The organism is Arthrobacter sp. TmtSoilC51, from assembly GCF_055388015.1.
Genome location: NZ_AP035877.1, coordinates 736,791 through 752,201, shown reverse-complemented (window position 1 = coordinate 752,201; position 15,411 = coordinate 736,791). Strand labels below are relative to the sequence as shown.

General features: G+C 62.7%; 12 protein-coding genes. 8 read left to right on the top strand and 4 right to left on the bottom strand.

Annotated features, from left to right (window positions below):
* The first annotated feature begins 253 nt into the window (after positions 1–253).
* The 5 genes from ACZ5G6_RS03630 to ACZ5G6_RS03610 all read left to right on the top strand — a co-directional run bounded on the left by ACZ5G6_RS03630 (position 254) and on the right by ACZ5G6_RS03610 (position 5,717).
* Positions 254–1,657 (top strand): MFS transporter, encoded by a 1,404-nt coding sequence (locus tag ACZ5G6_RS03630; RefSeq protein WP_498689463.1) that lies wholly within the window; start codon positions 254–256, stop codon positions 1,655–1,657.
* Between the two features lie 145 nt (positions 1,658–1,802).
* The gene (locus tag ACZ5G6_RS03625; protein ID WP_498689461.1) at positions 1,803–2,465 is read left to right on the top strand and encodes a response regulator transcription factor; all 663 of its coding nucleotides are present in this window, start codon (positions 1,803–1,805) and stop codon (positions 2,463–2,465) included.
* Positions 2,462–3,877, top strand: a complete 1,416-nt coding sequence (locus tag ACZ5G6_RS03620; protein ID WP_223935785.1) for a sensor histidine kinase — start codon at positions 2,462–2,464, stop codon at positions 3,875–3,877. The genes ACZ5G6_RS03625 and ACZ5G6_RS03620 overlap by 4 nt, the downstream gene beginning before the upstream one ends.
* 4 nt (positions 3,878–3,881) lie before the next feature.
* A complete protein-coding gene (locus ACZ5G6_RS03615) occupies positions 3,882–4,832 on the top strand; it encodes a TAXI family TRAP transporter solute-binding subunit (protein ID WP_498689458.1) in 951 nt (316 codons plus the stop codon).
* Between the two features lie 51 nt (positions 4,833–4,883).
* A complete protein-coding gene (locus ACZ5G6_RS03610; protein WP_498689456.1) occupies positions 4,884–5,717 on the top strand; it encodes a hydroxymethylpyrimidine/phosphomethylpyrimidine kinase in 834 nt (277 codons plus the stop codon).
* Here ACZ5G6_RS03610 and ACZ5G6_RS03605 read toward each other — a convergent pair.
* A complete protein-coding gene (locus tag ACZ5G6_RS03605) occupies positions 5,714–6,643 on the bottom strand; it encodes a cytochrome b/b6 domain-containing protein (RefSeq protein WP_498689453.1) in 930 nt (309 codons plus the stop codon). The two genes, ACZ5G6_RS03610 and ACZ5G6_RS03605, sit on opposite strands and share 4 nt — an antisense overlap.
* A 307-nt stretch (positions 6,644–6,950) precedes the next feature.
* Between ACZ5G6_RS03605 and ACZ5G6_RS03600 the strand changes: the two genes are divergently transcribed.
* Positions 6,951–7,565 (top strand): TetR/AcrR family transcriptional regulator, encoded by a 615-nt coding sequence (locus ACZ5G6_RS03600; RefSeq protein ID WP_498689451.1) that lies wholly within the window; start codon positions 6,951–6,953, stop codon positions 7,563–7,565.
* 90 nt (positions 7,566–7,655) lie between these two features.
* On the opposite strand, the gene ACZ5G6_RS03595 is transcribed toward ACZ5G6_RS03600, so the two are convergent.
* The gene (locus ACZ5G6_RS03595; protein ID WP_498689449.1) at positions 7,656–8,957 is read right to left on the bottom strand and encodes a serpin family protein; all 1,302 of its coding nucleotides are present in this window, start codon (positions 8,955–8,957) and stop codon (positions 7,656–7,658) included.
* A 147-nt stretch (positions 8,958–9,104) separates the two neighbouring features.
* Positions 9,105–10,619, bottom strand: coding sequence for an XRE family transcriptional regulator (locus ACZ5G6_RS03590; RefSeq protein ID WP_223935780.1), 1,515 nt, complete (start codon positions 10,617–10,619; stop codon positions 9,105–9,107).
* A 154-nt stretch (positions 10,620–10,773) separates the two neighbouring features.
* Between ACZ5G6_RS03590 and aceA the strand changes: the two genes are divergently transcribed.
* Both aceA and aceB read left to right on the top strand, forming a co-directional pair.
* On the top strand, positions 10,774–12,096 hold the full coding sequence (aceA, locus tag ACZ5G6_RS03585) for an isocitrate lyase (RefSeq protein ID WP_223935779.1): 1,323 nt from the start codon (positions 10,774–10,776) through the stop codon (positions 12,094–12,096).
* Between the two features lie 245 nt (positions 12,097–12,341).
* Positions 12,342–13,994: a malate synthase A gene (aceB, locus tag ACZ5G6_RS03580; RefSeq protein ID WP_498689447.1), complete on the top strand. Its 1,653-nt coding sequence runs from the start codon at positions 12,342–12,344 to the stop codon at positions 13,992–13,994.
* A gap of 199 nt (positions 13,995–14,193) precedes the next feature.
* Here the strand turns inward: aceB and ACZ5G6_RS03575 are convergent, their stop codons facing one another.
* Positions 14,194–15,387, bottom strand: a complete 1,194-nt coding sequence (locus ACZ5G6_RS03575) for an MFS transporter (RefSeq protein ID WP_498689444.1) — start codon at positions 15,385–15,387, stop codon at positions 14,194–14,196.
* Positions 15,388–15,411: the final 24 nt, after the last annotated feature.

The following is a 15,411-nucleotide window of genomic DNA, read 5'->3' as shown; positions in this document are numbered from 1 at the left end:
AGAGGCGGCCGCCGGAGACCGCCGTCGTGCGTTCAGGCCTTTTGAAAACCTAAGGAAGTGTTAGGAAATCGGTTCCGGCGTTGGTTGTGCCGTGCATCACCAATAGTTTGGAATATGTCCTCTTCACCCATGGAGGACCTTTCTTAGTCGACGAAGAGCCATGCGCAAGGACGCCATGAGCACGAGCTTCATGGACAGAACGAACTCATGCAAGACACGGCTGCTGTCGCAGGCCGTCCAGGAAGGTTCATTGATGAGCACCCAACAAGCTGCGCCCCTCAGCGAGGCCGCACAGACACGCAAAGCCGTGAGCAACATTCTTAAGGGCTCCGCGGGCAACCTCGTGGAGTGGTTTGATCTCTACGTCTACACAGTTTTCGCGGCGTATTTCCAATCGCACTTCTTCAACTCCTCGGACGATCTGCAGGCCGGACTTGAGGCGATGGCTGTCTTCTCGACGTCGTTCCTCATGCGTCCGATCGGCAGCTGGTTCTTCGGCCGCTATGCCGACCGGAAGGGCCGCAAGGCTGCGCTGACGCTCAGTGTCACCATGATGTCGGTCGGTTCCTTCGCCATCGCAGTCCTTCCGACGCAGGACGTGATCGGGCTCTGGGCACTGATCCTGCTGGTGTTCATCCGTGTTGTGCAGGGTTTCTCGGTGGGCGGGGAATACGGCACCAGCGCCACCTACATGTCCGAGGCCGCGACTGCCAAGCGCCGTGGCTTCTTCTCCAGCTTCCAGTATGTGACGCTCATCGGCGGGCAGATGCTGGCGTTGCTGGTGCTGGTGATCCTGCAGAACACCATGAACAAGGAAGACCTGACCGCGTGGGGCTGGCGAATTCCTTTCGCGATCGGTGGCGTGGCTGCGTTGGTTGTGCTCTGGCTTCGCCGATCCATGGAAGAAACCCTTTCCGCCGATCAGCTCCGCGCCGCCCACGTCAAGGTTGAGGGTGAGGCACAGCCGGGCACCATGAAGCTGCTGTTCACAAAGCACTGGAAGCCGCTGCTCATCTGCATCGGCATTACGCTCGGTGGCACGGTGGCGTTCTACACGTACACCAACTTCATCCTGAAGTTCATGAACGATACGTCCGGCATCGCAAAGACCGATACCTCCGTCATCAACTTCTGGGCTTTGTTCATCTTCATGCTGCTCCAGCCGGTTTATGGCCTGATTTCCGACAAGATCGGCCGCAAACCGTTGTTGATCTGGTTCGGCGTGACCGGCGTATTGTTCACGTGGCCGCTGCTCTCTGCCTTGTCCGGAACCAAGGATCCGTTCGTCGCGTTTCTCCTGATGCTCGGCGGCCTGCTGATGGTGGGCGGTTACACATCGATCAACGCACTGGTGAAGGCCGAGCTGTTCCCGGCGTCGATCCGTGCGTTGGGTGTTGGCTTGGGATACGCGATCGCGAACTCGTTGTTCGGTGGCACGGTTCCATTGATTGGCGCAGCACTGCAGAAGGCCGGGCAGGTGGACATGTTCTTCACTTACGTGACTGCGGCGATCTTCATCTCGCTGCTGGTGTACATCTTCGCGTTGAAGAACAAAAAGGCTACGCATTTGGATGCCGAGCAGGGAAGCGCGTTCGCCGCGAAGGGCTCTGACACGCGCGACGCCGACGAGGACAAGAAGGATCTCGCCCGCGCATAAATCGGGGGAGGCTTGTGAGGCCCGTTCTGCGCTCTTTGGTCACTCCGAAGGGCGCAGAACGGGCCTCACAACGTTAAGCTCTAGTAGCGAACCCCACCTAGCGAACCCAGCCCACCCAGCCCACCCAGCCCCAAAGGATCAGACCGTGCACGTGCTCATCGTCGAGGATGACGACGCCATGGCGTCCGCTTTGAGCGCTGCCGTTGCATCCGCCGGTCACAAAGCCACGAGGGTATCCCGTGGAGAGGACGCACTCCTGGGGCATCGGCACCACGAGGTGATCCTGCTCGATCTCGGTTTGCCGGACTTGGACGGACTGGACGTCCTGCGGAAACTGCGCCAGGTCACGCAGGTCCCCATCCTGATCCTGACGGCGCGCGATGACGAACGCAGTGTGGTCCTTGGTCTTCGTTCCGGTGCCGATGACTACCTGGTCAAGCCTGTGAAGCTGGTGGAGTTGCTGGCAAGGATCGAGGCCGTGACACGCCGCACCAATCGCGCCGGGCAAGAGGCGCCCCACAGCATCTTAGTCGGAAGCGTCAGCGTAGACCTCGACCGCAGGATGGCATCCGTTGGCGAAAGGGAATTGTCCCTGACCGCCACGGAATTCGAACTTCTCAGCCTCCTGGCAAGGAACGCGGGATCAGTGGTGACCCGGGAACAGATCCTTGATGCCCTCTGGGGTGATGCTTTCCTGGCAAATTCCCGGTCCTTGGACGTTCACCTCACCGGCCTGCGGTCCAAGCTCCAACTGCCTGGCTTCATCATCAACGTCCGCGGGGTCGGTTACAGGGTCGAGCAGACGTGAAGATCCGCGTACTGGCCATCCTGAGCGTGATCGCCGTGCTCATTGTGGTCACCGTGTCCAGCGTGATCCTGACGTCGGCCGGCAGGGAGCTCGCCCAGGAACTCCAGATCAACCGCGTCACATCATTGAACCGCTTCGCCCAGCTCGCCAATGACGCTTCTTTGGACAATGACACCACCCAGCTGCAACGCGAAATGGACCGCTATTCCGAGCTCTACGGCGAGGGTATCCTGATCCGCCTGCAGCCGCAGACAGTGCGCTCAGGCGGCCTCAGTGAGGATCGGGCCGAAGTCCGTGAGGCATTGAACCGCGCGAGCTTGAACCTTAGCGACACCACGCTCAGCCCGCTCCGGCCCTTCGGATCCGGGACGGAGGTTATCTCGCGGTCTTTCGGTACAGCAAGCCAGGTGCTTGGGGAGGCCGTCCTTGAAGTCAATCCCGAGGCGGCCCGGCAGAAATTGAGGGAGCGGTGGCTCGTGGTCGGACTCGCCGCAGTGGCGCTTGGCGCGCTCCTGCTCTTGGCAGCGGCCCGCCTCACCGGCTGGGTCCTGAAGCCGGTCCATCGCCTCAGCAAAGCCGTCCATGAACTTGAGGCGACAGGCAAGACGAGCCATCTCCCCGATGCCGGCCCGCCAGAGCTGCGGGAGCTGAGCCGCTCATTTACTGCGATGGCCAACACCGTCACGGAGAGCATCGATTCGCAGCGCCAACTGATCGCCGATACTTCCCACCAATTACGGAACCCTGTGGGCGCTTTGCGGCTCAGGATCGATTTGCTGCAGCTGGCGCTGACCTCGGAGCCCGAAAAGGCCGCCGCCGCTGGCGTGGTGGCTGAACTTGAACGCGTCGAAGCAATTCTCGACGGCGTGCTGAAGCTGGCTACGGCCGAACACCGCGCCTTCGAATGGTCTACCCGCGCAGATCAAGCAACAGAGCACAAACACCACGCCGTCATTGACCCCTTCCCGGTCCTGCAAGGAGAGGTGGAGCGGGCGCTGCCTGCTGCTGAACGCGCGGGTTCCACGATCACGCTGGCCCAGCCGGAGCAACCACTGGAACTCGCCTGCAGTCCCGACGAGTTGGCGCATATGGTGGGTGAGCTCCTGGCCAACGCCATCAAGTACGCCCCTGCCGCCCGGATCACCGTGGCAACGAAGCGGACGCAAGGAGGCCTCGCCGTCGAGATTTCCGACGACGGTCCCGGACTTTCCGCGGAGCAGCGTGCCGCCTCCACAACGCGGTTTTGGCGGGCGCCGCAGCACAGCAGGATCGCAGGGAACGGATTGGGCATGACGATCGTGGACCGCTTGGCGCATGCGAATGGCGGTGCACTTGTGCTGGAAGGAAGAGAACCGCACGGGTTGACGGCACGTCTTGAGTTCCAGCAGCCGCAGGGTGGTCGGGGTGAATAGCAGGATGGTGCCAAGGCGGGCTGCGCTCAGGGCTGGACTGTCGATTGGTTTGGCTGGCGTTCTGCTGTCGGTTTCCACCGCCTGCACCCCTGAGGAGAAGCCGCAAAAACTAACGGTCGCCGGCGGTGAAGCGGGAGGTTTTTATCTGGAGTTCGCCACGTTGTTAGCGGAGTTGCTCCAACGCGAGGGCGTGGCCGAAACCGCCGTGCCACTGACCACCGGCGGAAGCCTGGAGAATATCAGGCGGGTGTTGTCCGGCGAGGCGACGTTCGCCGTCGCGCTTGCCGACGCAGCTGCCCAGGCTGCGGCCAGCGGGCAACCTGGCGACCTTGTGGCGCTCGGAAAGGTGTACCAAAACTACGTTCATTGCATCGTGCGGGAGGACAGCGGTCTCCGCTCCTTCTCCGATCTGGCCGGGAAGACGGCCGGTGTAGGCGAGGTGGGCTCGGGAACATCGCTGACCGTTCCGCGCATTATCTCCGCAGCTCCGGCCGGCATGGGCCTCAAGCAGGTGAATCTCGGGCTGAACCAAGGGCTGGCAGCCTTGCGCGACGGCTCCATCGATGCCCTCTTCTGGTCCGGCGGCGTGCCAACCGCTGCCATCGCATCCACTGCCAATGAAATTGGCCTCCGTCTGATCGACCTATCGGAGCACATCAAGGCCATGCGCGAACAATACGGCGTTTTCTACGATCGCGTCCTGATCCCCGCCAAGAGCTATGGGGACGCAGCTGCCACATGGACCGTGGGCGTGGCCAACCTGCTCCTTTGCCGCAGGGACTTGGCCGACCACCTGGTTTCGGAGACCGTGAAACTGCTTGTGGAGCAGGCCCAGGAGCTGGTGCCGAAGACGAGCACGGGCGTTCAGTTCCTCAGCCCAGAGACACTCATCAACACCGCTGGCGTGCCCCTTCACCCGGCGGCCGAGGCTGCCTACCGGACTCTGCACGGGTAGGCGCGAAGCGCTAAAACCGGAGCACGCCGGGCAGCTGGCAAGATGGAAGGCATGACTTCAGCCGTTGCCCCTGCCATTGCACTGACCATCGCCGGCTCCGAAGCGACCGGCGGCGCCGGCGCGCAGGCCGACCTCAAGACTTTCCAGGAACTGGGAGTGTTCGGCATCGCGAACCTCACGTGCATTGTTTCCTTTGATCCCCAAGACAACTGGAACCACCGTTTTGTCCCTGTTGACCAGCAAGTGATCGCTGACCAATTGGAAGCGACGACGGCGGCATACGGCGCCGCTTCCGGCGCGCCTTCGGTTCTGGATACGGTGAAGATCGGCATGCTCGGGAGCCCTGCAACCATCAGCACTGTTGAGCAGGCGTTGGCTGGCGCTTCTTTCACCCACGTGGTGCTGGACCCGGTCCTGATCTGCAAAGGACAGGAGCCTGGCCACGCTTTGGACACGGACCAGGCGCTCAAGAGCCAGATCCTTCCATTGGCGACGTTCGTGACACCCAACCATTTCGAGGCCGAGTCGCTCTCCGGTCTTCAGATCACGGATGAGGAAAGCCTCAAGGCCGCTGCGATCCGGATCCACGAAATCAGTGGCGCAGCAGTTCTGGCCAAAGGCGGGGTCCGACTGGAAGGCCCGGACGCCGTCGACGTTTACTACGACGGCGAAACGCTGGAAGTCCTGCGCGCTCCGAAGGTGGGCGAAGTTCCTGTGTCCGGCGCCGGCTGCTCACTGGCCGCAGCTGTGACCGCCGAACTGGCCAAGGGCGCCACGCCGTTGGAAGCCGCCCGCACCGCAAAGACGTTCGTGACGGCCGGTATCGCGAACCGCGTGGCTTCGGGTGCTCCGTTTGATGCCCTGTGGCAGGGCGGGTCCCGCTAGCGCGAGACCTTGCCCATGAGCGAGGCTATCGGGCGCAGGAACAGCGGGCGGGCCAGGAACCAAGCGGCCGCAGTAAAGACGATTGAGGCGGCGAAGATCCCGAATCCCCACCAGCTGTAATCGTTGTTGGAGGCGTACATGTGATTCAGGTTGTTCAGCGCACCGGTAGCCAGCACCAGAGTCACGTGGACGATCACGAACGCCACGAAGTAGATCATCACCGGGAAGTGGATCTTGCGGGCGAGCTCGATCGGGTAAAACTTGTTGATCGCAGCTTTCTTGGGCCAGGCGTTGGATGTGCGCAGGCCCGAGATGATGGCCAGCGGGGCGGCAATGAATACCGTTGCGAAGTAGGTCAGCAACTGCAGGCTGTTGTAGTTGTTCCAGCCATTTTCAACGGGCCAATTCAGCGAGGCGTACTGCAAGGCGGCGGAAAGGGCGTTCGGGATGACATCCCAACTGGTGGGGACGATCCGAAGCCATTGGCCGGTTGCGAACAGCAGGACGATGAAAATAATGCCGTTCAGGACCCAAAGGGCATCCAAAGTGAGGTGGAACCAGAGATCAAGGCTGATCTTCGTGGGCGGGTTCTTGGTCTTGATGAAGCCTTTGTTGTTCCGGGTCCAGTTCGCGGCGGGACGCGTGGTTGTCCGGACCTGCCAGCCGGATCGGATGATCAAGACCAGGAAGAACATGTTGAGGAAGTGTTGCCAGCCGAGCCAGGCAGGGAAACCCGTGGGGGTTCCTTCGGGAATGGCGGCATGTCCGGGGTAGTCAACCAGGAACTGCTGCACAGGCTGCAAGGACCTGAGCCACTGCGCGACGAGCACCAAAACAAGCGCCACCACCAATGCCACGGCGGTAACGACAGCGGGCTTGAACCACCTGTTCGACGTGATCCCGGACGACTTGCTTGAAACGGACATCAGGCCGCGTTCCTCTCTGGCTTTGTTTGGCGTGCGACCAGTTGGCGCTCTCTTATAGCGATTCAACCAGTTGCAGCCCGACGGTGAAAACGGCACCCGGGTTTCGGGGCGTTCGACGTCAAAAATCGCAGCATTCGGATACATACCGCAATACATATTTCTAGAACAAGCTTCTAGGATTATTTCTTGTAGATGTTTGATGGTCAAGGGGTTGATTGCTGGAAGATCCAGATCTTCTGAAGGTACGATTCCAGAAAGAAGCCCGTCCGACACTCCGCCAAACTCCGTGTCAGCGAAAGGAGCACCTTTGGTTCGAAAAACGTCTGACGCGGCGGTCCATGCCGGCGCGTGGCAATGGACTCGAACAGCCGCCACCCGGCGAAACCTCCTTGATGCCTCCAGGGAGGTTTTCTGTGAGCACGGCTTCACCGATGCCAGCATCTCGGACATCGTGGCCCGTTCCGGGTCAAGCGTTGGCAGTCTCTACCACCACTTCGGTGGCAAGACCGAACTCTTCCTCGCGCTCTGGGATGACTACCAAAATGAGCATGAGAGGCTCGTCGCGGCGGCCGTGGCAAAGGCCAAGAAAGCCGGAGAGCAAGACCCCCTGGCACTGTTCAACGTGGGCAGCCGCAGCTACTTCGACTACACGTGGAAACACCGGGCCTTGGAACGCGTCTTCATCGAAGGCGACACTCCCCCGGGATTCGAAGTGCTCAGGCGGGAGCGCGGACGCGAGTGGGTCCGGCAGAACTCTGTGCTTCTGGGCGCCAGCGACGACGCCTTGGGCAGGCTCACCGTCGCCGTGATCACGGATATCGTGACCGTGGCGGGCCAGGAAGTCGCTTTGAGCACAACGAAGCGCGAGGCCGACGACGTTGTGGACGCAGCAGCCGTGCTGGTGGGACGGCTGGTCCGATAGCCGTACGTGCCGAATTCGCCGAAAGCGTGCTAGCTCACCGGGAAACTTCCGGGGGATTCGCATCGTTCCGGCGAACTCGATTCGCCGAGCTCAACGGGGGTCCGCCACCCAACCAGTGAACAAAGGCAGGCCGGTGTCAACGTGCACTATTTCGTAGTGGAACGGGTGGTCGAGGGTGATCTCACGTTCGGGGACCAAGGCGCTTGAGGCGTCCGCATTCATCTGGGTCACCGCGGCAGCGATAGTGCCCTTCTCGGCAACCGTGATGTTGGCTGCCTGCGCGGCCTGGGTCAGGAACATCCCACGTTGGATGGCATCGAAGTCGGAGTCGGTAGCGAGCATCTCCTTCAAGCCCAGCGTCTCGAAGACCTTCCGAAGATCGAAGGCGGTCTTGTGGTCCCACTTCGGCAGCGTGATCTGGACCATTTCGTGGTCCCCACCGGTCAGCTGGAGGTCTGCCTGACTCAGCACCTCTGCAGAAACCGCCCCCGGACCATCCGAACCCGGCCTGCCGCCGTCGGGCAGTACCAAGCGCATGACGAAACCATCGGCGTAAGGCAAGTCCACTGCCTTCCAGCCCGCGCCTTCGGCGTACGCCATGCTGACGGCAGCGTGCATGGTGGGAACGGAAATCTGTTCTCCGCCGGCTTTGGTGAAGGGCCCATCCGAAGTGTCGTTGGCGTCGAACGGCGTTTGCCAAGCTGCAGCGAAGTAGAGCGCGTTGAGCAGGCTCAGTGTGTTGTCGGGGTCGTACTTTGCAGGCGCTTCCTTGATCCGGCCACCGGTGTTCTTGCTGACCCATTGATCGATGGCGGGCTTGGTCACGGCCTCGTCCTGGAAGGAGACTGGGTAGACGCCCGCGCCGTAGTGCTTGGCAAGGGTGGCCAGGTAGTCGGGACCTGTGGGCTCGCCCTTGTCGATGAACAAGCCGTTGGCCGCGTGCATCACTGGTTTGCTCGGGGGGTTCTCTTCGTCCACTGAGCCGGGATCGCCGTCGTACTTCTCCAGGGAGGCGAGCATCGCGTTCATCGCTTCGTCGCGCCCCTCGGCGGGCAGTCCCAGGACCGCATCCATCTCCGCCGCCGTGGCTCCGGACGCTCCGGCGCGGAGCATGCCAAGCGCGATCAACAAACTGGCCGGCGAGGACACGACGTTGCCGCTGCTTGCGTCGCCGCCATCGGCCAACAGCGTGGCACCAAGCTTCCGCGCGGACGCACGGAACGCCTCAAGTTGGGCCGGATAGTCAGCAGTTTGGACCGAAACGCGGGTGACGCCGTCGGCTTTTAAAAGCCCGACGTCGGCTGGCTGGGGCGCGCAGGCGCTGATCACCGCCGAGCCACTCACCAACGCGGCTGCCGCGACTATCGCTGCCGCTTTCCGGATTCGAATCATGGTGCATCCCCTTTGCCCGCGTGTCGTCTTCACATCCTGCTCCGGTCCCACCCAGTGTTCACGCGATCTGATAGAGGGACGGCCGAAAGTAGCCAAAATGTGAGAGAGCGATCGGGAAAAGATGCCCGGAAGTGATAGAGCGTGGGGTTAGCGCGCCGAGTGGGCCGCCAGGAAGCTGTACACCTCGGTCTCGTCCACGCCAGGGAACGCGCCCGGCGGCATGGCCGCGAGCAGATGCGAGTGGGCGCGGGCGGAGGGCCACGCGTTTCCGGCCCACTCGTTTGCCAGGGACGCTGGTGGCCGTTTGCAGCAGTTCGGATCCGGGCAGGTTGAGGTTGCCCGGGCAGTCGTCTCGCGCCCCCGGAACCACTTCACATGCTGGTACGGCACGCCGATGCTCAGCGAAAACTCACCGCTGGCCGAACGCTCCGTGCGGGCTGTGCACCAGTACGTGCCGGACGGGGTGTCCGTGTATTGGCTGTAGGCGCTGAACTTGTCCGGCACGTCGAACACGGCCCGGGACGTCCACGCCTTGCACGACGGTTGGCCCTCGATGGCGCCGGTGTGGTCCTGCGGGAAGGTCACGCCGTCGTTCTCGTAGGCCTTATAGATGATTCCAGACTGGTGGGTCTTCTGGAAGTGCGTGGTGATGCCAAGGTGCTTGGTGGCCAGGTTGGTGAAACGGTGTGCGGCAGTTTCGTATGACACTGCGAAGGCATCCCGGATGTCCTCCACCGCGATTTCCTTGGCAGCCTTGGCCTTTTGGAGAAACTCAACGGTGGCATGCTCCGGCAGCAGGAGCGCAGCAGCGAAGTAGTTGGTGGCCACGCGTTGCGCCAGGAAATCGCCGTAGTTCCGCGGAGTCTCGTGCCCCAGGACGTAGTGTCCCAAAGCCTGCAGGAGGACCGAACGGGGATCATGATCCTGCCGCTGGTTCTGCGTCAGATAAATTCTGCGGTTCTTCAAATCGGTCACGGAGCGCGTGGAATGCGGCAAATCACCCACGTGGTGAAGGGTGAATCCGAGGTTCTCGGCGATGTCCGCAATGACGTGCTGGCTCAGTGGTCCGGTGGTGTAACCGACCCCCTTGAGGACCTTCTGCGCCTCGGCCTCATACTCGGGGAAATAGTTACCGCGCTCACGCATCATGGCACGCAACTCGCCGTTCGCGCGGCGGGCTTCTTCCGGCGTCGCAACTTGCTCGTTAAGTTTGCGTTCGAGCTCCTGAAGCAGCCCCACCTGCGACTCAAGCACGTCCAGCGGAAGCCGCGAGCTGATGCGGATTTTCGGCAGGTTCAGTGACTCATAAAGGGGTCCGCGCTGGTACCGTTCCAGCTCGATCTCCAAGGCCGCGCGGCGGCTCGGCGGCTCGGCACCGAGCAGCTGATCGATGGTCACGTTGAGGGCCGCTGCCAGCTGTTGCAGCAACCCGAGTTTGGGCTCGCGTTTGCCGTTTTCGATCAAGCTCAGCTGACTGGGCGCGGTCCCGACGGCGGCACTCAAGTCATCGAGCGTCAGGCCTGCCTGCTTGCGCAAGTGGCGCACGCGGCGGCCAAGGCTGATGACGTCCAGTTCAGGGGACGCAGGGGACGACGACGGCGACGCGACTTCGCGATTCCAGCTCACAGGCGACATTTCTTGAGAATACGCGAAGAACTGCATTTCTTTCCATAGTTTTCCTCTAGAAAGCCTGTTGAAAGTGCAGAAAAGTAAGTCTCACGAAAAGAAACACAGACCCCGGGTAAGCCGGCCGACGCAGCAAAGGCGCAGCGGAGGCCGGCCCGGGGAACCCCGCTTGGATATTAGGAGACATGCAATGACCGCATCGTTTGAACCAGCAGAATCCGCACAGACTGCAGAGCAGCAGGCAGCAGCGCTGGAACTTGAATGGTCTGCCAACCCGCGTTGGGAAGGCGTCACCCGTGATTACTCGGCTACCGACGTCGTCCGCCTCCGCGGTCGCGTCTCCGAAGAGCACACCCTGGCCCGTCGCGGATCCGAGAAGCTGTGGAAGCAACTCACCGAGGAAGCCCCCACCGGCGGCTACACCAACGCCCTCGGTGCCCTGACCGGCAACCAGGCCGTGCAGCAGGTCAAGGCCGGGCTCCGTGCCATTTACCTTTCCGGCTGGCAGGTGGCAGCTGACGCCAACCTCTCTGGCCAGACGTACCCGGACCAGTCCCTCTACCCGGCCAACTCGGTACCCCAGGTTGTCCGCCGCATCAACAACGCCCTGCTCCGGGCCGACCAGATCGAATACGCCGAGGGTGTCAAGACCGTTGAAGACTGGCTGGTCCCGATCGTCGCCGACGCCGAGGCCGGCTTCGGTGGCCCGCTCAACGCCTACGAACTCATGAAATCCATGATCACCGCAGGTGCCTCCGGCGTTCACTGGGAAGACCAGCTCGCCTCCGAAAAGAAGTGCGGACACCTCGGCGGCAAGGTCCTGATCCCTACCCAGCAGCACATCCGGACCCTGAACGCAGCCCGCCTGGCAGCCGACGTCGCCGGTACCCCGACGGTCGTCATCGCCCGTACCGATGCCGAGGCAGCAACCCTGATCACCTCCGACGTGGACGAGCGCGACCAGGAATTCATCACAGGAGAACGTACAGCTGAGGGCTTCTACAAGGTCCGCAACGGCATCGAACCGTGCATCGCCCGTGCCAAGGCCTACGCCCCGTACTCCGACCTCATCTGGATGGAGACCGGCACTCCGGACCTGGAGCTGGCCCGCAAATTCGCCGAATCGGTCAAGGCCGAGTTCCCGGACCAGATGCTTTCCTACAACTGCTCCCCGTCCTTCAACTGGCGCAAGCACCTGGACGACGCCACCATCGCCAAGTTCCAGCGCGAACTCGGTGCCATGGGCTTCACGTTCCAGTTCATCACCCTGGCCGGCTTCCACGCCCTGAACTACTCGATGTTCGATCTCGCCCACGGCTACGCCCGTGAAGGCATGAGCGCTTACGTCGAGCTCCAGGAGAAGGAATTCGCCTCCGAGTCCCGCGGCTACACCGCCACGAAGCACCAGCGCGAAGTCGGCACCGGCTACTTCGACGACATCGCCACTGCGCTCAACCCGAACGCATCCACCCTGGCTCTGGTGGGATCCACCGAAGAAGGCCAGTTCCACTAACCAACACGCCCAAGGTGAGCTGTTCGCTTCGCTCACCGGAAGGCACGACGGCGATTGTCGCCTCCGGCCTGCGGAACGGCAATGCTCTGCCTGCTATTCCCCACGTCCCGGTTTCGACCTCGCTGAGCGAGGACGGACCGGGACGCAGGGCCCCTTTTACGCAGGCTGCCGCATCACCCCACCTTCGGCCTTGTGTCCACCTCACCGAGGCGCCGCCGTCGAACTTTTTCTTAGGAGTTTTTGAAATGAACAGCTTCACTGACAACTTCACTATCAATGGCATCACTTTGACCGCTCAGCCCATTTGCCGGCAGAACGAGGTTTTGACTCCGGACGCTCTGGAATTCATCGGCAAGTTGCACCGGGCTACGGCTGATCGTCGTCAGGAGCTGATGCAGGCACGGCATGCCCGTCGTGGGCAGATTTCTTCCGGCCAGGATCCGCGCTTCCTGCCGCAGACCGAGGCCATCCGGAATGACCCGTCGTGGCGCGTCGCTCCCCCCGCCCCGGGTTTGGAGGACCGCCGCGTGGAGATCACGGGCCCGGTGGATAAGAAGATGACCATCAACGCCTTGAACTCCGGCGCGAAGGTCTGGCTGGCTGACATGGAAGACTCCTCCACGCCCACGTGGCGCAACGTGATCCAGGGCCAGCTGAACCTGACCGACGCACTGGAGCGCCGCATTGATTTCACGTCCCCGGAGGGCAAGGAGTACAAGCTCAAGGCTGCCGACGACCTGCCCACCATCGTGGTCCGCCCCCGGGGCTGGCACCTGCCGGAGAAGCACATGCTGATCGACGGCAAGCCGATCGCCGGCGGCATCGTGGACTTCGGCCTGTTCTTCTTCCACAACGCCCGCCGCCTGCTGGCCCAGGGCAAGGGACCGTACTTCTACCTGCCGAAGATCGAGAACCACCTCGAAGCCCGCCTGTGGAACGACATCTTCGTCCTGGCCCAGGACCTGCTCGGCATCCCGCAGGGCACCATCCGCGCCACCGTGCTGATCGAAACCATCACGGCTGCATTCGAGATGGAAGAGATCCTGTACGAACTGCGGGACCACGCCTCAGGCCTGAACGCCGGCCGCTGGGACTACATCTTCTCCCTGATCAAGAACTTCCGCACCCGTGGACCGCGCTTCGTGCTCCCGGACCGCGGCCAGGTGACCATGACCCAGCCGTTCATGCGCGCTTACACCGAGCAGCTGGTCCGGGCCTGCCACCGCCGCGGTGCCATGGCGATCGGTGGCATGGCTGCAGCTGTTCCGAACCGCAAGGACGAGGCCGCCAACACGGCCTCGTTTGAGAAGGTCCGTGCTGACAAGACCCGCGAAGCCAACGACGGCTTCGACGGTTCCTGGGTTGCCCACCCGGACCTGGTGCCGGTGTGCCGCTCCGTCTTTGACGAGGTTCTGGGCGACCGTCCCAACCAGCTGGACCGCTCCCGCGAGGACGTCACCCCGGATGACCGCGCGCTGATCGACATCGCCAGCACCGAGGGAACCATCACCGAGGCCGGCGTGCGCCTGAACATCGAGGTAGGCATCCGCTACATCGAGTCCTGGCTGCGCGGCAACGGTGCCGTCGCCATCCACAACCTCATGGAAGACGCCGCCACCGCCGAGATCTCCCGCTCCCAGCTCTGGCAGTGGATCCACTCCCACGCCATCACCGAACACGGCGACATCATCACCCGCGAATGGGTGGAAGACATGCTGGACGAGGAATTCGCCCGCCTGGAACGCTTCGACGGAGACCGCTTCGCCGATGCCAAGAGCATCTTCGAAGAGGTCACCCTCACCGAAGAGTTCCCCACCTTCCTGACCATCCCCGCGTACGCCCGCTTCCTCACCGAGGCCCGTGAAGAGGCCACGGAAGAAGAACTCGTCGCCGCCTAGCCAGGGGCGCCGCCCCAGGAAAACTAAGCCCCGACGCTGGGCTGCCTACACTCTTCGCAACAAGTGACCCCGATGGTCGGGGAGGCAGCCCAGCAACGGGGCTTCTCCGTACCCAACTGGGTCGCAGTTAAGCGCGTTTAGACGGCTCAAAACGCGCTTAAATGCGACCCAGTTGGGTAAGCACGACGCCGGCACTCACCTAGCGCTGCCGGGCCACCCAGCGCACGGAGAGCGTCGTGCACACGCAGAACGCCGTGACCGAGCCAAGAATCACCAACAGCGGCACTGTCCAGCCCTCTGAAACACCATGCACATAGCCGACGATCGTGGGGGCCAACGCGGCAAAGCAGTACCCAACGCCCTGGACCACGGCGGACATCTTCCCTGCCGAAGCTTGGTCGCGGGCGAACTTGATGATGGCGATGAAGATGACCGTGATGCCCCCGCCCTGAGCGATTCCGCCCAGCGAGGACCACATCCACCACCAGGAAGGCGCCAGCAGCAGGCCTACGGGAACGGTCAGCCACAGCGCACCCAAGGTGACCGCGACCGTCGTCGTACTGGCGAATCTGGCCAGCAGCGGCACACCGAGGCCGCCAACAATCGCGAAAATCTGGAACAGGGAGGATCCCGCGCCGGCCTCGGCGGTGCCCATGGCAAGCTCATCGGACAGGAAGCTCGGCAGCCACGCCGTGACGCCGTAGTAGGAGAACGCCTGGCCTGCGAATCCGAGCGTCAGGCCGGCAGTCAGCCATCCCACCCCGGCAACCTTCCCCGGTCCGGAAGGAGAAGCCGCCGGAACCGCGGCCGGCACAAATGCCCGCCGCGCGCCAACAGTCGGCACCCAGAACAGGATAGCGGCCAAGGCCAGCAGCGCACTCGCCGCGAGGGAAAGCCGCCAACCAACAAGATCGGCAAGTGGCGCGGTGGCCACCGAGGTCAGGAACGAGCCGATATTCAGCGCCGCCGTGTAGACACCCATTGCCGTTGCCTGCCGCCGCGGCGCAAAGTCTCGGCGAATGATGAGTGGCACGGCGATATTGCCGATGGTGATGGCTATGCCGATGAGCACCGTGCCCATCATGACAGGAACACCGCCACCGCTGGAGCGGATCACGACGCCCGCAAGGACGCCCAAAAGTGTGAGCATCACCGCGAATTCGGCACCCAACCTGCGGCCAGCCATGGATGCCAGCGGCGAGGCAAGCGAGAAGCAGAGCACAGGAATGCCGGTCAGCAGCCCGAGTTCCACGGGGGAGAAACCCAGATCCTGTTGCAGCGAATCCACCACGGGTGCAACGGCCACAAAGGGTCCGCGCATGTTCAGGGCGATGAGGCCGATGCAGGCGAGGATCAGCCAGCCGCGAGGAACTTTGGCGAGGAACTGGCTCATGGTGTGCCCTGGTGGGTGGCGGGA

What these genes read in the sequence shown, in the direction of transcription:
- ACZ5G6_RS03630 (WP_498689463.1), top strand. Translation starts at nt 254, where the DNA reads ATGAGCACCCAACAAGCTGCGCCCCTCAGCGAGGCCGCACAGACACGC.
- ACZ5G6_RS03615 (WP_498689458.1), top strand. Translation starts at nt 3,882, where the DNA reads ATGGTGCCAAGGCGGGCTGCGCTCAGGGCTGGACTGTCGATTGGTTTG.
- ACZ5G6_RS03610 (WP_498689456.1), top strand. Translation starts at nt 4,884, where the DNA reads ATGACTTCAGCCGTTGCCCCTGCCATTGCACTGACCATCGCCGGCTCC.
- ACZ5G6_RS03605 (WP_498689453.1), bottom strand. Translation starts at nt 6,643, where the DNA reads ATGTCCGTTTCAAGCAAGTCGTCCGGGATCACGTCGAACAGGTGGTTC.
- ACZ5G6_RS03595 (WP_498689449.1), bottom strand. Translation starts at nt 8,957, where the DNA reads ATGATTCGAATCCGGAAAGCGGCAGCGATAGTCGCGGCAGCCGCGTTG.
- ACZ5G6_RS03590 (WP_223935780.1), bottom strand. Translation starts at nt 10,619, where the DNA reads ATGCAGTTCTTCGCGTATTCTCAAGAAATGTCGCCTGTGAGCTGGAAT.
- aceA (WP_223935779.1), top strand. Translation starts at nt 10,774, where the DNA reads ATGACCGCATCGTTTGAACCAGCAGAATCCGCACAGACTGCAGAGCAG.
- aceB (WP_498689447.1), top strand. Translation starts at nt 12,342, where the DNA reads ATGAACAGCTTCACTGACAACTTCACTATCAATGGCATCACTTTGACC.
- ACZ5G6_RS03575 (WP_498689444.1), bottom strand. Translation starts at nt 15,387, where the DNA reads ATGAGCCAGTTCCTCGCCAAAGTTCCTCGCGGCTGGCTGATCCTCGCC.